The sequence below is a fragment of the Bradyrhizobium sp. 141 genome (genome assembly GCF_023074055.1).
In the GTDB taxonomy this organism is placed as follows: domain Bacteria; phylum Pseudomonadota; class Alphaproteobacteria; order Rhizobiales; family Xanthobacteraceae; genus Bradyrhizobium.
The window spans coordinates 1-20,780 of record NZ_JADPKR010000081.1 but is presented as its reverse complement, the minus strand read 5'-3'; the positions used below and the strand labels follow the sequence as shown (position 1 = coordinate 20,780).

20 protein-coding genes and 2 pseudogenes are annotated in these 20,780 nt (G+C 60.8%); 16 read left to right on the top strand and 6 right to left on the bottom strand.

Annotated features, from left to right (window positions below):
• Positions 1-85: 85 nt before the first annotated feature.
• The 7 genes from IVA81_RS22330 (at position 86) to IVA81_RS22300 (ending at position 8,248) form a co-directional block, all read left to right on the top strand.
• Positions 86-1,603 (top strand): GMC family oxidoreductase, encoded by a 1,518-nt coding sequence (locus tag IVA81_RS22330; protein WP_247321904.1) that lies wholly within the window; start codon positions 86-88, stop codon positions 1,601-1,603.
• A gap of 23 nt (positions 1,604-1,626) precedes the next feature.
• Positions 1,627-2,934, top strand: a complete 1,308-nt coding sequence (locus IVA81_RS22325; RefSeq protein ID WP_247321902.1) for an aminotransferase class III-fold pyridoxal phosphate-dependent enzyme — start codon at positions 1,627-1,629, stop codon at positions 2,932-2,934.
• A 29-nt stretch (positions 2,935-2,963) separates the two neighbouring features.
• Complete coding sequence (locus tag IVA81_RS22320; protein WP_247321901.1) at positions 2,964-3,905, top strand: sulfotransferase; 942 nt, start codon at positions 2,964-2,966, stop codon at positions 3,903-3,905.
• 47 nt (positions 3,906-3,952) lie between these two features.
• Entirely contained in the window at positions 3,953-5,149 is a 1,197-nt protein-coding gene (locus tag IVA81_RS22315; RefSeq protein ID WP_247321890.1) for an MFS transporter, read from the top strand.
• A 1,613-nt stretch (positions 5,150-6,762) separates the two neighbouring features.
• Complete coding sequence (locus IVA81_RS22310) at positions 6,763-6,930, top strand: hypothetical protein (RefSeq protein ID WP_247321887.1); 168 nt, start codon at positions 6,763-6,765, stop codon at positions 6,928-6,930.
• Between the two features lie 83 nt (positions 6,931-7,013).
• Entirely contained in the window at positions 7,014-7,274 is a 261-nt protein-coding gene (locus IVA81_RS22305; RefSeq protein ID WP_247321877.1) for a hypothetical protein, read from the top strand.
• Between the two features lie 764 nt (positions 7,275-8,038).
• Positions 8,039-8,248, top strand: coding sequence for a hypothetical protein (locus IVA81_RS22300; protein WP_247321876.1), 210 nt, complete (start codon positions 8,039-8,041; stop codon positions 8,246-8,248).
• 750 nt (positions 8,249-8,998) lie between these two features.
• Here the strand turns inward: IVA81_RS22300 and IVA81_RS22295 are convergent.
• Entirely contained in the window at positions 8,999-9,214 is a 216-nt protein-coding gene (locus IVA81_RS22295) for a hypothetical protein (protein ID WP_247321875.1), read from the bottom strand.
• Between the two features lie 461 nt (positions 9,215-9,675).
• On the opposite strand from IVA81_RS22295, the gene IVA81_RS22290 reads away from it, so the two are divergent.
• Together IVA81_RS22290 and IVA81_RS22285 are read left to right on the top strand one after the other, a co-directional pair.
• Positions 9,676-10,245: a sensor histidine kinase gene (locus IVA81_RS22290; RefSeq protein WP_247321874.1), complete on the top strand. Its 570-nt coding sequence runs from the start codon at positions 9,676-9,678 to the stop codon at positions 10,243-10,245.
• Complete coding sequence (locus IVA81_RS22285; protein ID WP_247321873.1) at positions 10,242-10,481, top strand: hypothetical protein; 240 nt, start codon at positions 10,242-10,244, stop codon at positions 10,479-10,481. The genes IVA81_RS22290 and IVA81_RS22285 overlap by 4 nt, the downstream gene beginning before the upstream one ends.
• Positions 10,482-11,222: 741 nt before the next feature.
• Here the strand turns inward: IVA81_RS22285 and IVA81_RS22280 are convergent.
• Positions 11,223-11,630 (bottom strand): annotated as a pseudogene (locus IVA81_RS22280) (hypothetical protein).
• A gap of 378 nt (positions 11,631-12,008) precedes the next feature.
• On the opposite strand from IVA81_RS22280, the gene IVA81_RS22275 reads away from it, so the two are divergent.
• The 3 genes from IVA81_RS22275 to IVA81_RS22265 all read left to right on the top strand — a co-directional run bounded on the left by IVA81_RS22275 (position 12,009) and on the right by IVA81_RS22265 (position 13,415).
• Positions 12,009-12,239, top strand: coding sequence for a hypothetical protein (locus IVA81_RS22275; RefSeq protein ID WP_247321872.1), 231 nt, complete (start codon positions 12,009-12,011; stop codon positions 12,237-12,239).
• A gap of 83 nt (positions 12,240-12,322) precedes the next feature.
• Positions 12,323-12,505, top strand: a complete 183-nt coding sequence (locus tag IVA81_RS22270; protein ID WP_247321871.1) for a hypothetical protein — start codon at positions 12,323-12,325, stop codon at positions 12,503-12,505.
• 397 nt (positions 12,506-12,902) lie between these two features.
• Positions 12,903-13,415, top strand: a complete 513-nt coding sequence (locus IVA81_RS22265) for a septal ring lytic transglycosylase RlpA family protein (protein ID WP_247321870.1) — start codon at positions 12,903-12,905, stop codon at positions 13,413-13,415.
• Positions 13,416-13,756: 341 nt separating this feature from the next.
• Here the strand turns inward: IVA81_RS22265 and IVA81_RS22260 are convergent, their stop codons facing one another.
• Complete coding sequence (locus IVA81_RS22260; RefSeq protein WP_247321869.1) at positions 13,757-14,047, bottom strand: hypothetical protein; 291 nt, start codon at positions 14,045-14,047, stop codon at positions 13,757-13,759.
• Between the two features lie 1,700 nt (positions 14,048-15,747).
• On the opposite strand from IVA81_RS22260, the gene IVA81_RS22255 reads away from it, so the two are divergent.
• The gene (locus IVA81_RS22255) at positions 15,748-16,053 is read left to right on the top strand and encodes a hypothetical protein (protein WP_247321868.1); all 306 of its coding nucleotides are present in this window, start codon (positions 15,748-15,750) and stop codon (positions 16,051-16,053) included.
• A 32-nt stretch (positions 16,054-16,085) separates the two neighbouring features.
• Here the strand turns inward: IVA81_RS22255 and IVA81_RS22250 are convergent, their stop codons facing one another.
• Positions 16,086-16,292 carry a cold-shock protein gene (locus IVA81_RS22250; RefSeq protein ID WP_060912597.1) on the bottom strand — a complete coding sequence of 69 codons (207 nt, stop codon included), beginning with the start codon at positions 16,290-16,292 and terminating at the stop codon, positions 16,086-16,088.
• A 654-nt stretch (positions 16,293-16,946) separates the two neighbouring features.
• Entirely contained in the window at positions 16,947-18,071 is a 1,125-nt protein-coding gene (locus IVA81_RS22245) for a hypothetical protein (RefSeq protein ID WP_247321866.1), read from the bottom strand.
• Positions 18,072-18,643: 572 nt separating this feature from the next.
• Here IVA81_RS22245 and IVA81_RS22240 point away from each other — a divergent pair.
• The 3 genes from IVA81_RS22240 to IVA81_RS22230 all read left to right on the top strand — a co-directional run bounded on the left by IVA81_RS22240 (position 18,644) and on the right by IVA81_RS22230 (position 20,487).
• A complete protein-coding gene (locus tag IVA81_RS22240) occupies positions 18,644-19,840 on the top strand; it encodes a Fic/DOC family N-terminal domain-containing protein (RefSeq protein ID WP_247321865.1) in 1,197 nt (398 codons plus the stop codon).
• A gap of 100 nt (positions 19,841-19,940) precedes the next feature.
• Positions 19,941-20,114 carry a hypothetical protein gene (locus tag IVA81_RS22235; RefSeq protein ID WP_247321863.1) on the top strand — a complete coding sequence of 58 codons (174 nt, stop codon included), beginning with the start codon at positions 19,941-19,943 and terminating at the stop codon, positions 20,112-20,114.
• Positions 20,115-20,190: 76 nt separating this feature from the next.
• Positions 20,191-20,487, top strand: a complete 297-nt coding sequence (locus tag IVA81_RS22230; RefSeq protein WP_247321861.1) for a hypothetical protein — start codon at positions 20,191-20,193, stop codon at positions 20,485-20,487.
• A 3-nt stretch (positions 20,488-20,490) separates the two neighbouring features.
• Here the strand turns inward: IVA81_RS22230 and IVA81_RS22225 are convergent.
• Positions 20,491-20,780, bottom strand: a pseudogene (locus tag IVA81_RS22225) (IS256 family transposase); the annotation flags it as partial.

The following is a 20,780-nucleotide window of genomic DNA, read 5'->3' as shown; positions in this document are numbered from 1 at the left end:
CAGTAACAGTTTACGCAGCCGTCCTGCCCATTGATAGACATTTCGCCATGAGTCTTGGCCGATGTCTCTTGCGACAGGTGGGACAATGACGTCCAAGTCCGTTGACGTATGTGTAGTTGGCAGTGGCGCCAGTGGCTCAATCGTCGCCCACGAGATCGCCCGAAAAGGATTCCGGGTGCTCGTCCTCGAAGCAGGCCGGACGCTTCCCGCCGGTGCCTCACTGGCAACGGTTCGAAACGGCGTCGATGATGCCGCCCTGGCGCGCTCTCCTACCGGTACATTGAGGCCGTTGGGTCGACCCTGGACAGTCTCGGCGCTCGGCGGTGGGTTGACATTGTACGCAGGCATCGCATTCCGCTATCGCACCGTCGATTTCGACGCGAGAGCGCATGTCGCCGCGGACGCGCTCGATCCGGTCTGGCCTGTCGATTACGATATACTACGTCCCTACTACGAGGAGCTCGAACAGCGGATCGGGATAGCTAGACTAGCTGGTGCCGATCCGCTCGAGCCCCCCAGCGATCCCGCCGTGCTGCCGCCGCACAGATATAGCTTGCAGGGCGAACTGATCGCGACTGCGGGCGGACGTCTCGGCCGGCTGCCATTTCCCACCCCGCTGGCAATCAATTCTATCCCGTACCGCGGCCACGCGGCTTGTGACCGCTGCGGCCCCTGTAACGAACACCTCTGTCCAAGCGGCGCGCGGGCCGATGCGCGGTCCTCGTTCACTGACGTCTCCCTGCCGCCGGGCGCGCTGTCGATCGCCCCTGGCAGCAAAGCTGTACATATCGCGCTTGGTAGCCTTGGCCGCGCGGACTCCGTGGAATGGCTGGACGTGGTCACTCGGCACCGCGCCCGGGTCCGCGCCCGCTGCGTGGTGCTCGCTGGCAATGCGATTCAATCTGCCGCCTTGTTGCTACGCTCAGCGCAGCGAGCGGCGCCTAACGGCATCGGCAACGCCAGTGGCATGCTCGGGCGCGGCATCTGCTTCAAGGTCAGCGGCTACGTGTCTGGCACCGTCACGATCGACCGCGTGCCTTCGCATCCGCCCGGCGGGCCGTTCTCAACTGTTGCAATGACCGATCATTACCTCGACGCCGAGGCACCCTCCGGGCTAGGCGGACTTATTTACGAAGCTAGTCCGGCACAGCGGGAGGTCCGTGGCCGAAACGTCACGCTGAGAGTGCATTTCCTGGCGGCCGACCAACCTATGCGCAGCAACGCGGTTCGACTAGCTAACAGTTACGATCAGCTAGGCTTGTCCAACATCATTCTCGAATACCGGACTCATCCACTGGACAAACGGCGATTAGGTTATTTGTCCCGGCGCGCGTCGGACCTGCTTGCTGCGGCGGGCGTGAAAAAGATCGCTTACGAGGAGTCCATGTATCAGTTCGGTAGCGGTCATCTGCATGGTGGCTGTCGAGCGGGGAATGATCCAAGGGAGTCCGTGGTCGACCGCTGGGGTCGCGTGCACGACATCGACAATCTCTACGTCGCGGACGGCGGGTTCTTCCCGTATCCCGGAGGGGTCAACCCGACCTTCACCATTCAGGCGAATGCGCTGCGGATCGCGCGCAGAATCATCACGCAACTGGCCTGATCGGCTGAGACTGGAGAATTCTTATGTTCAGCACGCCCCATGCCACGTTGGCGGTGACGGATACGCACAAATCGGCACTGCGCCGTGCCTTACGGGTTACCGCGTCAGAGAAATGGGATCTCAATCGGCGTTTTCCCCTCGTGATGAGCCGTGCCTCCGGCGCGCATGTCTGGGATGTCGACGGAAGACGATACGTGGATCTCACCTCCTGTAGTGGAGCTGCACCGCTCGGAGCCGGATATGAACCGGTCGTCGATCATGTCGTCTCAGAGCTGCGCCGCACCGGCGGCATCCTGCCCGGGCCATTGTCCGTGCACCGGATCGAGCTGGCCGAACGGCTCGCGGAGATATTCCCACGAGCGCAACGCTCGTTGTTTTTCCGCACCGGCTCCTGCGCTACGACCGCCGCAATCCGCCTAGCTCGCGCGCACATGGGTACGAATCTGGTGCTTACCAGCGGGTATCACGGTTGGCACGACTGGCACTTGCAGGACCGTCCCGCGATGGGGCTACCCGACCGGGACCGGGACAGTGTCGACTTCCGCTACGATCTCGACCTATTCGAGAAACTTTCCGGTGAGCAGCGCGTCGCCGCGGTAATCATCACACCCGAGGTCAACTTCTTCCCACCCGAATATCACCGGGAATTGCAAAATCTCGTCCACCGGCGCGGCGCCCTGCTTATCCTGGACGAGGTTATGACAGGATTCCGCTACGGCCTCGGCGGCTATCACACCGCGGTCGGGCTTGCACCCGACCTGATCACACTTAGCAAGGGACTGGCCAACGGCATGGCACTTTCGGCGGTCGCAGGGCGAGCGGAGGTGCTCAACGCCGCCGAGAAGACCTACCTGGGCAACACCTATCAACGCGAGATCACCCCATTTGCGGCAGCGCTGAGCACCCTGGACGCCCTGCGCAACGGCGCCGCGCTCGCCCGGATGCGACAGGTTGGCATGCAAATTATCAACGGTCTCAACGGGGTCTTCGCTAGCCAACAGGTGCGGGCTCGCGCGTTCGCATGGCCCACGATGTTCGACGTCGTGTTTGCCAACGCCGATCTTGGTTTCGCGTTCTTCCAGGAGATGTGGTCGCGCGGCTTCCTTATGCAGTACGGTGGCCGTTTCATGCCGTCTGCCGCGCTGTCCGATGCAGACGTGCAGGCCGCGATTGAAGCCGCCGGGCAGGCGTTGCCGGCGGCTCTGGTCCGACTAGAGAGTACTGGCCGCGATACGGACCTGATGGCCGCGGCGGTGCGGTTTGCTGGTGATCACTTCCTCGCAACCGCGGATTCGGTCCGGCGTTGGTTCACCGAGCCGAGCCATCCATGAACACGAGAAGTCGAATAGGGGACACCGCCATGCCCGAGGCCGCCGCGTTCTCCACCTCGCCGGTTCTGCTCGGGGGCGATAACCGGTCCGGCACGACCTTGCTGAGCGTCGTGCTGGATTCGCATCGCGATCTGGTCGTTGGGCCGGAGATCGATTTCCTAGAACCGCCGAACCTCGGCCCGCATGTCCTGGACGCGACCGACTTGCTCGCTGCTAATGACCCACGGGTCACCGGCATTGTCAAAAGCGCAATCGACCCGTTCTGGTATGACGGCGCGCACTTCGTAGTGCAATGCCTGCGGTTCGGCTTGAACTTCGACGACGTGCGTAGACTCGTCACGAACGTGATGAAGGAGTTAGCGAGCGACATCGTTTCGTTCACCGACAGATGCAGTCTGATCAACGAGATTGGTGAGTTCCGCAGAGCGCAAACCGGAGCCAAGCGATGGGGCCTGAAGCTGCAACGCAAGATCGCCCAAATCGACGTCTTCGCTGGTCTGTGGCCAGATGCGCATTTCGTGCACATCGTACGCGATGGTCGCGACCTAGCGGCCTCGCATTTGAGAACCGTACCGGAGTGGGGTTACCGGACCGTAGCTGAAGCCGCGCACGGCTGGCGCGAGATTGTATCTCAGCCGCATCGCCTCGCGCCGCCAGAGCGCTATCTTGAGGTTCGCTATGAAGATCTGGTGACGAGTCCCCGCTCCAGCCTTATGCGAGTTCTGAATCACTTGCACCTGCCCTGGGACGGGGCCGTGCTGCGACACGCCGAATGTGAGCACGCATTGTTCGAACGGCCCTACGGCCACCCGGCGGCCGAGTCCACGGGCAAGCCTTTGCACGCCGGTCGCCTTGGTCGCCACACGCAGGATTTGACGCCCGCGCAGATCGCGGAGTTCGAGGGCATCGCCGGCAGTGAATTGGCCCGATTGGGCTATTTGTCGGCCTCGAGCCTGGTCATCGACGCGTGAATCCCGCTGAGATCTCCACAACAGCTCGTGGATTGCCACGCAGCTATTTGGCACTGCTCGCCGGGCGTACGGTGTCGGAATTGGGTTCCGAAGTGACCGTGCTGGCGCTACCGCTGACGGCAATCACTCTGCTGGAGGCCGGCCCGGCACAGACCGGGCTACTGCTTGCCTGCGGCCGGGCGCCGAACCTGATGATCGGCCTGTTCGCCGGGGTGCTCGTGGACCGCCTCCCACACCGATGCATCCTGCTGACCGCCAATTTGGTGATGGCGGTGACGCTCGCAACGATTCCGATTCTCGCCAGCCTTGGGCAACTCGGAATGTTCCTGCTATATATGGCGACCACGCTTGTCGGGACGGCCGCAGTTATCGCCGACTTGGCCTATTTGGCATGTGTGCCGACGGTCGTGGATCGGGCTCGACTCGTCAGGGCGCAGAGTTCCTGGCAGCTCAGCAGATCTGGCGTTGTGGCAGTCGGTCCATTCCTCGCAGGCTGGCTAGTCAGCGCGTTCTCCGCGCCGTTCGCAATTCTCGCCGACTCGGCCTCTTTCGTGCTCGCGACCGCGTTGCTGCTACTGGTGCCAATGCGGGCGGCTGAGCCACCGCCCGCTGGATCAGGTTCGGTACTCGGTCAGATCACGGAAGGACTGACGACGGTGTTTGGCAACCCAATTCTGCGTGCTGTCACGTTGGCCACCGGCAGCTTCATCTTCTGCTACAACGCTTACTCCGCTGTCTTTCTGCTCTATTTGACGAAGCATCTAGCTTTGGACGGCTGGACGACAGGGGTAGTACTCAGCATCGGCGCCCTCGGTGGTGTGGTGGGTGCGCTCACCGCATCGTGGGCCGGCCGCACGATAGGCCTTGGGCCTGTGTTGATGGTCGCCCTGGCGCTCAGCGCCGCAGGCATGACTCTGACAGCGCTTCTCACGCAGCCGCGATGGGCGGCAATCGTGTGCGTGGCGCTTTCGCAGTTCGTGCTGTGGTTCGGTCAGGAGATCTACAACGTACACCAGGTCCTCGTTCGATACGCGCTAGCTCCGGACCGGGTGCAGGGTCGTGTCAACGCGAGCATCCGAAGCGTAGTGTGGGGGCTTGCACCACTAGGTGCACTGCTTGGCGGTGTGGTCGGCGCCGGGCCTGGCCTGTGCACTACGCTATTGGCCAGCAGCGTGCTGGGCGCGGCCTCCGTGCTGTGGATCTGGCGATCGCCCCTACGTCATAAGCACAGCTTGCATCTCTGATCGCTACGGATTGGCAGACAGGGCTGTGTATGAAGATCCCCGAGCTCGGCGATCGCGAGCTACGGCGGCCTGACGTTGTGGCGGATCAACGTAAACTTCGTCGCGGACGGTCTTCCTTCTTTGTGGCGCTCTGGCGGCCACGCCTTGGCACTATGATGCCGTTGAGGTGAGGCCGTTCACACCATCAAGGATGAGGAGATCGACCCTGGCGAGGCTTTTCATGCGCGCGGCGATGCGACCGTCACCCTTAACCAGGGACAGCTCATCGATCAGGGGCGGCAGCCGAGTGTGACGATTTTGGCTAGAGTTTTTCGCACCAATTCCCGGCTGTGGAGGCCTCGTGTAGATCCTTCTTCATGTTGGCCACCGAGACTTGCAAGTATGTGGGCCAGGTCCAAGCGAATTGCCTAGTGAGAATCGGAAACTCTATCGCGCAGGCGGCGACTTAACTCACGGAAGCGAATCATAAGCTGCCGCCGGTTCGACCACCCGATCAGGGCTCTTGTTTCAACAAGAGCTCTTTAGTTCTTTCACTACAACGGGCTGATTGGGGCGAAATGTATTTTCCCGGAGCAAAGTGGAGTGTCTTTTGAGCGCCATTTGGTCTCGCTGATCATCAGGTTGCGCTGTGTCGACCGCTGCGCGATAGGCATCTCATGCCAGTCTCAAGGTTGCAAGAAAGCGGCTCAGTGCTGCCTGCGGCGCAGAACTGCTCTTGGATTATATCGTTACGAAACGCAATACCGTTCCATCACTCGGAGAGCGGCTATCTCGGAGCGAGGCGCGCGTCGGGCAGGACGGCTTTCTCGGGCCCAGCAGGTTGCGCGCAGCCGCGGACGACGTGCACGGGAAGCAATGACTCGCGAGGCGGACAAGCCCTCTCTGGTGGGAACGGAGTGAAATTGACCCGTGAGGGCGCGCCCTCTTTGCCGTCGAGCACCTGAAACCCCCTCGCCGTCGGCCCTCACGGTACGCTCCTTGCGCTCTCCAAGCGACGCGAGCGTCGATCCAGCGGCTGCGCGAGGATTCAGCGCCGATCGCCTCTGTCGCCCGGACTTTCGAGTCGAGAATTTCGTCCGAACGCGCCATAAATCATGGTGGAGAGTGCTACACCGTAGTGTCCACCGCAAAAAGCCATCGGTTCACGAAACCTCTGATTTTGAAGGATTTTTCGTCGCTGAAAATCGGTGGCGGAGAGAGTGGGACTCCCTCCCCCGATCCCGCGAATACACTAAAACCGCCTAAAAACAAGGATGCAAAAAACCGGTCGAGTTTTGTGACCACCGCTGTGTACCACCGGATCGGCCCGGCAGGCCATCAACCTCAGGCGATTTGGAGGCGTCAGTGGGGCAGGCGTGCTTCCCTCCTCTCGTCGATTCTCGCCCGGACGCTGACCTGTGCGGGGCGGCGCCGCGTTCGGCGAATTCTGCGGTGGGTCTCATAGCGACGGCTGACCCGTCCGGGCGCCGGGCGGCCCCAGGTCGTCCCATACCAAGGATTCGGCAGCGACGCCTGGAACGGCGACCGGGTACGGGGCGATCGACCTCAATGGTGTGGACGAGCCGGATCGAAAAGAGGCTGCGGACCATCTCGGTTCTCCGCCGGAGGAGCGCATGATCGTCGTCAGCGTCGCCGGGATCGACGGCGATGCCGCCCCGGGCCTGGGAGAGCGTTTCCGAAATTCCACAGGATTGGATCGAGATCGGAGACGTCGGCGATCTGCCGGCGGGTGCGTCGCGGGCGACGACCTCGGCGTGACGGGCAAGCGATTCCAGCTGTGAGCCCGCCGTCCCGGCGGGCCGCCGCGCCCTCCGGAGAGGGACGACCCGACGTCGTCATCCTATGACCACATGCACGCGTCACGATGCCGACCTGGGTTCCAGAAGGCTCAAAGGCAACGATGCAGAGAAGGTACTTCTTTCATATCCGGGACGGCGGCTTCGTGTCGGTGGACGACGAGGGAATGGAATTCGCGACGCCGCGCGAAGCGGACGCCTACGGCGCGCGCGTCGCCGTCGAGATCGGCACCGATGACCGGGATTACGACGACACCGAACTATCGGTGGTCGACGCGCGTGGCAACGAAATCGCCCGCCATCGGATTCACCGGCAGTTGCGGCATTGATGGCTCATGACGATCTGGACATGAAGGCCTGAAGTTGGGCATGGCTGCCCTTTGGCGAGCGCTTCGGCAATGCCTCGGGCTCCTGGTCGCGGGAGGCAAGTCGGTGAATGGGCCTAGCGCTAGGTCCCCCGCGGCTGCCGGACCCCGATCGAGACGTTCCGTGCCGCCCCGGCGTAGCACTTGTCGCAAAGCGACCTCATTTGAGGGAAACGGAAAGATTAAGCGCCGGAGCGCCGCACAATGCATCCTGGATCGCGGCCTGGAGCGCAGCCCCGCCTTGGGGGCTTTTGGGGGCTTGGGGGCGGAACCACGCCGGCCAGGCATTTTCGGGGCCCGAAGCACCAACGAGACCGCGCCGGTGTCGTTCCTCACCGGGCGGAATCTCCCGGATTTCCGAATGCAGAAGCCGACGGCGTCGCAGCCGCCCGCATCCCGCGCCAGCGTCCGACAACTACTTCGTCGGGGGGCGCAGCGGACTGTCTGCCCACTTGCGGGCCGTCGGGTTGCACAGCGGGTCGGGTACAAACGTAGCGCGACCGCCGCTCGTCGATCTTGTCGGGCACGGCAACCATCGGCTTGCCGCAGACCGGACACGCCTTCCTGATCGAAAAAAGCACCGCCATCGGATCTCCCCCGCACCGCAACTCTAATTCCAGCGACCGCGCCGACTCAAGCGGATGCCGAAACTTTTTCCGGCGGCACCGCGTCTTGACTCCCCGGGTAAGGACGTACTCAACTTTGGGCAGTGATCGTGGGAGTGCGTCATGGAGCAGGAGTTCTATCGGGGTCTCGCGCACCGGGTTCGAGCCCTTGCCGAGACTGCCGACCCGTTCACTCGGCGTCGTCTGCTGGACCTCGCCAAGCGGTACGACGCAAAGGGCGAGCCCTTGCGGTCCGGAGGGGCCGAACGCCCGCTGCCGGTGCCACGCATCACGCCGCCGGCGTCGGTCTTCACCGGGCCCGGCGAGGCCTGACAGCCCGATTAGGACTTACGCGGGCCATCCAAAGGCCCTCTCTCCCAGCTCGCCGTATCTCAGGTGCGAGCGCAACGCCCTGCGCAAGCGAAAGGCGGCAGACCGCTGTCGAAGGCGTTCGATGAAAGAGCCAAGAGATCCGCGCGGAAAGGTCAACCTTTAAGGTCGAACTGGCTGCGCAGGCCGCGATCGCCGCGATCATGTCGGTGCGACCCGCATCTTGCGGTCCGTGCGTCATGATCGTGACCTTCCAGGTATCCTCGTGCGGCACGACCGAGATGGCGAGATCCGTCGGCAACTCGCTGATATCCTCCATTTCCAGCCTGATCGCGGCCTCGAGTTCTTCCCGGGTTTTTGCCGGCTTCTTCAAGCGTCGGCCGTTTTCTGGCTGGCTAAGCGTGATGGGCCTATGCGCGAGCGCATGTTTGGGGCGATCATCGTCATCGACAACAACTCCTTTCTAGGCAGCCCAAGGCCGCCCTCGTTTCCTTCGCTGTCTGATAACCCCTCTCGCCGCTGCATGCTCCAGCGCCGCCGGCGAAATCGGGAGCTGACAAAGGATGCATCTGTTCGATTCCTCATTATGGAGCGCAATTGAATTGTGAACTGCTAAGCGCCACCGCGCAGACTGCAGCAGCCGCCTCGGACCCGCACGGGGCGAGCGCCGACAGGTCCAGCCGCGCAGACCGCCTCGTCTGAGAGACCGCAACCTCCCGCCGTTGCACGAACATCGCGCGCGGGCCCGGCGGGTCAGCCGTCGAGTAGGGTGCCGATGAGCTGCAGCAGCGCCTGGTGTTCCGGGCCACTGGCCCCATTGCGCAGGAATTTGCCGATCTCCGTATAGGACGACCGGCCGCCAGAGCTGACGTTCGGCCGGTGCTTCACGGCCGGCATCTGCGACGCCGGGGCGCGCGCCAAGAGCCAGACATCGCCATTGCTGCTTTCGTAGATCACGCGTTCGGACATGTCGATTAATCGATCCGGCGGCATTCCGTTCCCGATTGCAGATGGCGCGCGCGTGCCCTAGCATCCGCAGCAAAAGCGCCTCCCCCGCGGACCGCTGGGTGAATTGCCGGCCATGGAAACGAGGTGCCGAAGCCGCGCAAGGAAGTCGAGGAAAGGGCCGACGATGTCGTCCGAGCAACCTGATCCGGAGCTGTCCGAGACCGCCCAGCAGATCAACGATCAGTTCGACTCGGCAGAACTCTCGAAGGGCCATCGAGACGGAAGAATTCAAGTAGTTCCTCGATTACATCCCCATTGCCCTAGTCGTCTCGAAATTCTTTCGCGGCGATCAGCGCATCTGCTACGCGAACAAAGCATTCGAAACTCTCCTGGACCGGGACACGGATTGCGCGGGCAAGGGCTGGTCGATCCTGGCCGGATTCAAGGACGAAAACGATTCGAAGGTCACGCTGGACCTGGCAATGCTGCGAAGCGGAGAAGAGTTTCTCGGCACCTTTCGTGCGGAGCATCCAAAACCGCTTGTCGTCGAGGCCTTGTCCGGTCTCATTCAGAACGAGGACGGGAGCGAAAATTATCGCATAGTCGCGCTGATCGACATAATCGACCGGGCGCGCGCGGAGCGCGAGGAGTATGCGCGCCGGATTCGCGACAAGGACACCCTGCTGCGGGAGCTGCAGCATCGCGTGAAGAACAATCTGCAACTGATCGTCGCGCTCATACGGCTCGAAGCGCGCAACGAAAGGCGGGGCGAAAAGGTCAACCTGCAGACGCTTGCCGGCCGCATCGAATCCTTGCACCTCCTTTACCAGGCGCTTTCCAGCGACGGCGCGGGAGACGAAGTCGATCTCGGCCACTATTTGAGCCAGATCGCGGCCGCCGTGATGAACACCTGCGCCGTCGAGGGAATTCGGCTCGATCAGAACACGGACTACGCGCCGGTCTCGGTCAACACCGCGCTGTCTGTGGGACTTGTCGCGAACGAGCTTCTGACCAACTCCTTCAAACATGCCGTCGCCGCGACCGCGGCGTGATCACGGTCGAATGCGTGCGCCACAGCGAGGACCGGTATCGTGTCGTCATCGCCGACGACGGCGTCGGTCTGCCCGAAGGCGGCGTCTGGCCGGTTCCGGGAAAGATCGGCGCGCTTATCGTCCAGACTCTGAGAGAAAGCGGAAAAACGGACCTCGACGTCCAAACCGCGCCAGGCCGGGGCGTTCGGGTGACGATGAACGTCGATCGAAAGGCGGCCGCGCGAAGTCGTCCTTGAGGAAGACTGTGCATCCGCGACAGCGGTTCGTACCTCACGCGCAACCAATCATCGCGTTTTGCTTTTGATGGACGCCGGCGGGGCGGGGGCAAATCAGAACTCCATCCGAGAGCATGATGATCGAGATCCGTCTCGGACTGGCGGTCATCAGCCTCTCCGCTCTGTCGGATCGAACCTCGTCGTCGCGTGACGCACAGCCAGAGCAGCTTGAGAACGGCTAGTCCGTCGTTGGGCCCTGATCGCCTCCCGAACTCGCCGCTGGTGCCGTTACCGCCTGATCTGCGGTCTCGGGCGCCGGCTGCGCAGACGAGTTCGTTTGGACCGCCTGCTCCCGCCGACCGCGGACGACCGACCCTCCGCCGCTTCAACGGCATCCAATTCGCGTCGCAGCTCGGCCGCCGTCTTCTCGAATCTTTCCCGATCGGCGTCGGTATTCATCGCCGGCGCGAAACGCTGCGCGCGGGCGATCTGCTCGAGTAGGAACTGCTTGCTCCGAGCCATGGCGTCATCTGGGTCGATACCCTGTCCCGTCGACCAATGCGCGAAGCGCGATTTCGTTGCCGTGGCAAAGGCTCGATTGCTTGCCCGTGGGGACAGCCGTTCCGGATCCGCCGATGGGTGACTTGGGCGATGCCACTGTGATCCGGAGGTCGGCGGTTTCGGACGCTGACGGACAAATCCGCGCGCTCTCCTCGCCGCAATGAGCTACGGCTTCGTCCAGGAGCGTTCTGAACGGGGCCGCTAGGCAGAGTAGGAAGCCTTCGCCCGCGCCCGTTCACGGGCCTCGCGGGCACGTTCGCGACGTTCGCGACGCCGCCTCGCCCGCTCGGCCGGCTGCGGCAGCGACGGCAGCGGCGCGTCTACGGCTGATACCGCCTCTATCGCCTGGTCGGCGACCGGGCGCGCCTCCATGAACTCCAGCACCGTCCGCCCCTTGACGGTGATCTTCCAGCCGCCATTTTCGCGCGCGACCAGGCCTTGCGAAAAGATGTCCAGGTCCGGCACGCGCGCGGCCAGCCGCTTGGTGCGATCGGCCTAGTCCCGACCGCCGGTCGCCAGGATCGCCATGTCGCGCTTGAGGTCGTCCATCACGGCAAATCCGTCCGGGTAGCTCACCAGGATCTTCAGCACCGTGACCTGAAAATTCACCCCCGCCTCCTCTCCGGTCAGCGCCACATGGTCGGCGCTTGCACGAGAGCTTGACGTCCGACCTGCTTGAGACCTTCGGGAGATATCAGTAACAGACGATGTCCGTTTCGCTTGTGAAGTAGTTCACAGATTGCAGCAGAAAAGCCAACTAGTTTTAAGGACAGCGCTGCGCGCACTGTCCCTTTGGGTGTTCTTTGCATCCCTCATCTAAGTCCCGTCAGAATAGATGGCCGGGATGTAATGCCCCGGTCAGGGGAATGGCGACGTCCCGGAGCGAAGATACTCCGCTCCGGCGACGTTTTGGAATGTTGCCTCGGGGCCACCTCACCCCGTGAAGCAAAAAAGGAATGAATTAGCATTCGTCAAAGGAAGACGACGATGATTGACGACCAGTTGGCGCGTGCACATCGCAACAATATTCAACGCTATCGCCACTTATTGCAAACAAGCTTGACCGAGTTTGAGCGCCAGTTTGTCGAAAGGCGCTTGAGCGAAGAGCAATCGAAGCTGGAGACGCTGGTCAGCTCGTGCTCAAGCAAAGTGCACCGCGACCAATCAGATAGCCTGGATACCTGCGACAGCTTCGGCATTCCGTGCCGACACGGCTAGCCGGAGCACCACGGGACACTGCCCAACCACTTGCGCTCGCTCTCTGGTTGCGGTTGGATCATGGTTTTAGGACTGTTGATCCAATGGCCGTCCATTTGATTGTGGCGAAGATTCTCAGAGACGAGCTTGCTTTGCGGGGCATTCGATCCTTAACCGCGGAAGAGGCGATTGCTACTCGCATCTTTGAGCGGATCACTGAGCTCGAGCTGGAGCTTGCCGTGCGGGATTTCAACATCCCCACGAGCGGCGACGACGGACCAACGTGACGAGCCGGTCGTTACGTCCGTTTGCGATCCACTGCGAGCGAGGCTGGATAACGTACGCAGCGTCTTACGCGGCCTCTCGCCCCACTGAATTGTCGCGGTCCGTTCAATGTCCTCCTAGTCTCTATAGTCAGGCGAAGACATTCACGCTACTGATTGAATCGCCTGCACGCACACGCGGTGTTGACGCTCGCTTCGCCAGAGAGCTCTAGAACTGCTCGCCGATTAACGTGATGCGTTGCAGCGGGCTATCTGCTTGCTGCACTGCGTCTACGTTCCGAACACATTCCAGAAACATCGGTATGAAATCACCTCTCAGCATATGAATCCCAGATGTGCCGGAACGCGCCTTATGAGTTTGCATTGTTTCTCTGTTTTGTGATTTGTAGCGAGGTCGATCATGCGTCCGCTTTCTGGAATGATTGTGATTGCAATGGTCTCCGCTTGGTCGGGGCTTCACGCGACCCCTGCTGTTGGGCAAACATTTAATGAGAGATGGTCTATCATTCCAAAGGCTCACGCGGAGCCCGCTCCTGAAGGACTCGACCAGATAAAGAAGGATGAGCCGCAAGCGCAACCTCCGGACGGACAAGAGGCCTTGAAAGATCGTTCAGGCGGTCAATCTTTCAATCGAGCCATTTCCGGAAAAGCCTCGTACTATTCGTATGCCAAAGGGAAGACAGCGAGCGGTTCATCGTTTGATCGGAATCTACTAACCGCGGCGCACCGCCGTCTGCCGTTCGGCACGAGAGTCCGCGTCATTGATCTTGAGACGAGTAAGTCGGTGGTGGTTCGAATCACCGATCGCGGACCATGGGTCCGTGGCCGCGTCCTCGACCTCTCGCTCGCCGCCGCGCGCAGCTTGGGGATTACGGATCGTGGCGTGGCTCAGGTTCGTGCTGAGGTGTTGTAGCGGACGTCCATGGCCCTGCGAAAACACGCAACCGCCGTCCGCACGCCCTTGCGTCAATGGTCCGGCTTTTGGCCTGAAACGAATCTGCCGTGCCTCTAAAGAACCCTGACGCTATCGCGGCCCTCGTATCGGCCCTCAGGCTCGTCTACGGAGACGAAGTCGCGCGAACCATGCTCCTTGAAGGTATGAGCCTTGCCACGCTGCTGGACGCGATGTTCTCCGCGCCGATAGCACATCGCGATGCCGTTCGATACGTCGCGACTGCCTTAGATGACTTCGCCGTTACACCAGAACTTGGCCCGGTCTGGCACCTTCGCTACCTGTATGATGACGAGCCCGGCTCATTTCGCGTCCTCGATATGGAGATAGCCACGCCGGCCGGTACGCTGTCCAGCAACGACCTTTGGCTTCGGCTGCCCGTCTAACAAGCTCGCAACCTCTGCAATGTGGCCCGTGCTGTCGACGATTAGCGAGCGCCCCGTGCGGTCCTTGACGGCCTTGTAGGTCTTGATCTTACCGGCCGGTAGTTCCTTGATCTGCGAGGAGCTCGCGGCGCGTAGCTTAGCGATAATGTCGTCCGACGTCAGGTTGCCGGAGAATTTCCCGGACAAGGACGACGTCGTCAGCGCCATCTTCCCCCGAGCAAATCTTCCAGGCTATCGGGAGACTCCGCAAGGAGGCCAGAGACGAGATTGACCGGCTTATTCGGTTTCTGGACGCGACCGAAAACCATATGCAACTGGAGCCCGACGACGAAGGCGACGACAGCGAGCTTGACGATCCGGCAGAGGATGATCCAGCTTCTCGCCGTAACCATGCGCCCTCAGGCTGGCGAGCTACGCGCTGAGGGCGAGCATGTGCCTCGCAATGCTCGGCAAGCGTCTGGATCGGCTTTGAGCCTGTAGCCGAATGAATACGCCGCCGGGATCGAAATACATTGTCCCGGCGGCGATCAGTCCAGCCCCGAGAGGGAACTAACAAAATCCCGGATACTCATCTTGCTTGCACGGACCGTGCCAAGTTTATTTTGGTGTTCCGGATGATCGATACCCTTTGTTCCCCGGCGGCCCCTTCTTCGGGAACAATTGGCAATCGAGCTCATTGAGGGATGGCTCCGGCGCCGTTCCCCAAGTAGCGGACGGCCTCAGCCTGCCTTGCCCACGGCTGAGGTCGTTTCCCTGCACCATCGGGAGCCCGATAAGAAGAATTGCGGCAGACTGTCCAAGAGGATATCGAAGGCCAGCGCGCGCTCATCAAGAAGCTCCGCAGGAAGATGAACTAAAGGCCGCCTCCCATGGCGGCCTATTTCGTTGTGTGCCGAGCATGTTCGACAGCTTGGAGGTGAAAGTCTTCTGCCCAGCCTGATGGCGGCGAAGGGTTAGCGAAGCGCAAGGGCGTTGCCGCGAGTCAGGGTCTGAAGGAAGCGTGGAGCAAAGCCGCGAACCGATGGACAAGAACCGGATAAAAGAGGCCCGCCCGGCCGGACGAGCGAGCAACGGATCGCGAAGTCCACGGTCATCAACGGCCGGGGTGGTAAATCCGGCGGGTGCGCGGTGAAGGCGGTCGAACTTACCTCGGGAGATCTGTGGCGTTGTCCGGTCCTGCCGGACTGAACCCGCCGTGAGGCGTGTTGAGCGCGGTGCAGAAGTCAGCAGAGGGCATAGTAGGCGGAACGAGTTTCGCTGAAGGCCTGAACGCTGGAAGTGACGAGTAGATGAAGCGACATAGCATCGGCATGCGGCTGAATTCCGGGCATCCGGCCTCCGTTTGGAGAAAGGGTGAAACTCGGACTGGCGCTGATCGGAGGAGTCGAAGCCGAGGCCACGGTTGCTGATATCCAAACTACAGCGGCAATAGAACAACTCTTGCCGCTTAATCCAGCGAACCGCCGGATACGGACCCGTATGTCCGGTGGTGTGGGAGGGGCGGAGCCGCGAGGCTCCCCCCTATCCCGATTATGCGCGCGCGCTCAACGACATCGTGCTGATGGTGCGCTCAGACTCTTGGGAGGCCGGAACGTCATCCACAGCCTCCGGCCTACGGCGCCGCTCCGTGACACCGGTCCGTATTTGCCCTACTTCGCTATTTCTCGGAGTAAGAGCGCACCGTCTGCAATAGGTTGAATGCCAGGGATTGGGTCGTGCCGGCGCCGTGGGTGACCTCATGCTTTGAGCACGATCTTAAATCGGCGTCATACACAACTGATGCCGCCTTCGGGCGGCCTCTTTGTTTAACATCGACTGCGAATGAATCGACTTTTTGCTAGCTTTTCCTTCACGACGGCTTCAGACTTCGGCTCATTAAGAACTCAGCTCTTTCGGGGGACATTGCAATGGCAAAACCTGCCGTTTCCCGTGATGCCTTTCGTGGGTTGTTCGCCTTCTATGCTGCGAAGGCTCATCACGACCACAAACACGAGGGCGAACATTGCCTTTTGAAGCTGTTCGGATCTGCGGAAGACATTCCTGAAAGCCTATTGCAGCAATGGTCGGACAAAGTTGACCTGCTCGGCTTCGAAACCGTTGGTCGCATAATGGAGCCGCGCGCCCATCAAATCACGGATGGCAACGCGCGTTACGACCATGCCAGCGACTTTCTCCACGCGCTCTTGAGAGACCTCGGGCAAAAAGTGCAGTGATCAAAACCGCCGATCTAATGTTGCGGCAGTCGTCAAACGCGCAGATTTTCTGCGCTGCTCTTGCCGCGCTTCCGATCAAGTTGAACTTCATAAGAGACCTTTTGGCCCTCAGCCAAGCCCGATAAGCCGGCGCGCTCCACCGCGCTAATATGCACGAAAACATCCTGGCCGCCGTCATCGGGCTGGATGAAGCCGAATCCTTTGGTCGCGTTAAACCACTTCACAATGCCTGTCGCCACGTCCGCCTCCCGGTTAACAATGACAGCAGCCTAGGTCGACCGCCTTGGGCCTGACAAGCAAAAAAAACCCCAGCGCGCGAACGCCGGGGGTGTTTCCGAAGCAATCAGCTGGCCTAAGCAATGAGCGAACGATTACCTGCGACAGCTTCGGCATTCCATGCCGAGAGGGCTAGCCGGAGCACCGCGGGAAACCGCCTAACCACTTGCGCTCACCCTCCGGTTGCGGTTGGATTCGTTTTAGGACTATTGATCCAATGGCCATCCAATTAATTGTGGCGAAGGTTCTCAGAGACGAGCTTGCTTTGCGGGGCATTCGATCCTTAACCGCGGAAGAGTCGGAGGCGATTGCTGCTCGCATCTTTGAGCGGATCACTGAGCTCGAGCTGGAGCTTGCCGCCCGGGATTTCAACATCCCAACGAGCGGCGGCGACGGCCCACCGGACGCCTTCGAGATCATACGAATGGCCTCAGCACCTCGCGCCCGCCTCCTCTGGCGCCGGTCTTGCTGCAGTTCGCCCAAAGGCAGGCCCCACAGTGGGGTCTGTTTCAGATTGAGGCGATCACATGCAGCCCACGTTTCGTTTCGATGCGACCGCGTCCTCCGGGCGTCGATCTCTATGTTGGAGAGTCGAGTTCTATCGGATACTTGCGATCTCAGGAGCAAGGACCGCGGGCTTTTAGCTGTGGGGCTGATGTAAACAGCGGCGAGAGTGCGTCGTTGCTGTTCTTGGTTGACCTTGGAATTCCGTCCGAATCATCCGACGCTGTCTCGCGCTTGACCGCGAAGATCACGGTTCGCCCGGTTTCGAGAACCGACCGGATAACTTTTTCAAGTTCGGCAGACTGCAGGATGGTCGTGCCAACCCAGGAGTTGGTGACGAGCGAGATGAATTCAGTGTTGGAGAGCCGTCGTCCGACATTGTCGAACCCAATAACGTTGCCGCCCTTCGGCCCCTTGAACCGTCCGTTCGTATGCAAGCTCTTCCAAAGGTCAAGCGGAAGATAGATTCCCTTGAACAAGCCCTCGTCGTTCGGATTGAACACGACGCGTGGACAGAATTTCAGGAAGAACGGATTGTTGCAAAGGCGGTAGCCCTCGGGCGCGCGGTCGGCGCCGCACTTGGCGAGTTCGGCCAGCAACACGTCCATGCGCTGGATTTCTTGCGTGAATTGATCGCCGTCCCGCCAGCGGAATTCGGGGCCGTCCTTGGCCTGTTCCATCGCCTTGTATTGCACCAGCACGAAGGCGCCGTAGGTCTCGTTGTAGCAGATAAGGTCGGCGCCGGTCTGTTCTTCCAGGGGCGTCCGGTTCGCCATGATCACCGTGAGTGCCTGACGGCGATCGGTCGGATTCACAAAGATCATGGCCGCGACCTTGGAAGCATCGCGGATGGCGTTGAATCCGGGCAAGGATGTGAAATCCTTGATGATCATCACGTCTTCGCGGACGCGTGCGCCCGGCAAGCCTTCGAGGAACGAAGCCGGTCTTCCAGGCGTCGGCGACCAAGAGAGCATTTCAGCCCGCGGCACCCCTGCGATCGCAAGTGCAAGTCCCAGGGATTCCTTTTGCACGGCAAGATTTTCTCTTTCTTTCCATCTCAGACCCGGGATGGCCCGGGCGCGGTTCTCCGAAAACCGCGCCAGCCTTGCGGCCAGGTTGGGATCGCGCGCCGTCAACGCGTCCACCGCGGCCGCGAATGTCTTTGGCGGCAGCAATCCGCCGGTGCCGACGAAGGGGGGCCCTGAATCTTCCGGGAACGAGGCCGACAAGTTCTTCAAATGGAAGGGGCCGTTCCAATCTCTGCAACTCGGTCATGTTGAGCCGGGCCAACCCGGTCCCCGCCGACATGCCCTTTCGGCCGTCGGCGATGTGCGTGATCGCGCCCGTCGCGAAAGCACGCCAGCACGACCAACGTGTTGCTACCGTAGGAAAAGCTCGGCAGGGTTCGGCGACGTACCGCGTGGCGTCGTGCCGATTTTCTTCGGCGTAGCTCAGAATAATGTCACGCCGGCCCTCCGGAACATGGAGGACGTAAGCGGTTGCGGCAGGCATGAGAGTGGTCCTTCAGCCGGAAATTCGACGGGTGGAGGGGAGCCCGCCACAATTGGGTGGGCTGCAGCCCAGATCCGCATTTGGCTCTGCGTTTAATGAGCAGAAATAAGAACACTTGTCCCAAGGCGAGACGCTGGCTATGCGGCCGGGCGACATTTCAAATGCGTTCCCCAATGCCAGAAAGGCAAAAATAGCCGAATTTCTTTGCATTCAGACCGGAATCCTGAATCTTTATTGAAGTTTTTAGCAATAACATTGAATATGGACAGGCATAGAGCTTTCTTACCCAAGGTTTTCCGTGAATCGCGACCATCTCAGCCATGCCATCCGGGAGCGACTGAAACGGCTACCGTCGCCGTTCGACTCGCATTACGGGGTCGTTCCACTGCCGCCGCCCGAGGAGGGGATTGCGGTGGGTCCGGTCCTCGCACGGCTTAAGGGGGCGGACGCGGCCCTTGTCCGAATTGAGACACTCGCGGCGGAACTCAAGGACCCCTATTTCATCAGCCGCATATTGCCCCGGCGCGAGGCTGTAAGCAGTTCGTCGATCGAAGGGACGAACAGCACACTCGACGAACTGCTGTCAGTTGAGGAAAGCGAAGATTCCCCGCAGGGCGAAGCCGTCGCGCAAGTGCGCGACTACGCACTCGCGCTCGATAATTTTCTGCCCCGCGCGCGCAAAGAAAAGCTGAAATTGTTCACGACCGCTCTGACTCAGGATTTGCATCGTGCCGTTATGCGTGGCGATGCTGACTATAATGACAAGCCCGGAGATTTCCGAGAGCGGGTGGTGTGGATCGGCGGCAGAGGCGACATCGCGTATTCGACCTATAATCCAACGCCACCTGCCGATATCGCGGCCTGCCTCGAAGACACCGTGAAATACATGCGCTGCGAGGGGATGCAGGCGATGTACCAGAGCTTCATCGTGCGAATGTCAGTGGCGCATGCGCATTTCGAGGCGGTCCATCCATTCCGCGACGGCAACGGCCGCGTTGGGCGTCTGCTGTTACCGCTGATGATGGCGGCAGAGGGAATGATGCCGCTTTATCTCTCGCCCTACATCGAGGCCCACAAGACGGCTTATTACGACTCCCTCAAGGCAGCGCAGCAACGGCTGGAATGGCACGAAGCCGTGGGGTTCATGGCAGATGCAGTGGTCGGCACGACCGATGAGCTACTCAAGACGCGCGAGGCCTTGGCCACACTTGGCGCTATGTGGCGCGAACGTCGGAAATTCCGGCAGGGCTCTGCCAGCCTTCGCGCGCTCGATGTATTACCCCATTATCCAGTTCTAACCGTGAAGCGCCTGGCTAAGCTTCTCGACATCACTGTGCAGGCAGCTTCCCAAGCAGTGGAGCAGCTTGTCGAGCGCAAGATTCTCGTGGAGCGGACTGGCTATGCCCGCAACCGCGTATTCACTGCGCCTGATGCGCTGTCGATTATCAACCGCCCGTTCGGCGAAGACCCGATTCTTCCCGGCCCACCTTCATGACGATTATCAGTCCATGATCTGATGGTTCGTTTATACCAGACAGTGTAGCACAAACGTTCGCATGGTATTGTCTACATACCATTGCTGAGCCAGGGCGAATATGAGCGATTTCTCGAATTTCCGCGCCGTCTATAACGAGCTGACCGACGCTGTAACAAGCCCAAAATACCAATTCTTCAGAGACCATTTGGAGAATTTCCACCGCAACATCGACGAAACGCCAAGAGCGCACCGCGTCGTTTCCGACCGATTCTGCAAACAGCAGCAGAGCTGACTGACCCTAAATCGCCTCGGAATTCCCATCTTTGTCTTTTCCAGGAGGGCAATTCAGCAGCGCCTTCATGACCTAAATGAAGCGCTCGACCATGATCAGTGCGACAAAGCTGCCGCTCGCACTTAACAAGCCAGGTAGCGACCGACTGGCAGCGATGTGGGAGACAATTTTCCTCTATGCTTCTAGCAAAATAGGAAAGCTCACGTCTGAGCAGGCGCTCGCAACCGGCAAGAAGCCGGATATCAGGTTTAGCTTTCTGGGTGAAGCTGCAGTGGGGTTGATCGCCGACATTACTGCTGTTTCGGGTGACGGCCTCGACAAGGGGATGTCCCGATCGCTGTTGAACTACGTCGGGCCGACGTTGCCGGAATGAATGTTACGCGGCCCTCGTGACGTGGGCAACGGGGTTGGTCGTCATGCGATTGTGGCGAGCTTGAAGGGCCGCACGCAGAACCGACAATTGCTTATGCGCCTTCAATCGTCGGAAGCCCATGCCGGCCGCGACCCATCGCAAGGCCATACCGGCATCCCGCCAGCGTTTGACGTTGCGCGTGACGCGGCGAATGGTGCCCATCATGTTCTCGGCGATGTTGGTACAGGCGAGCGATCGACGAAGCTCCTTCGGCAGCTTCAACCGGACGACGGTCAGGATTTCGTCGAGGCCTT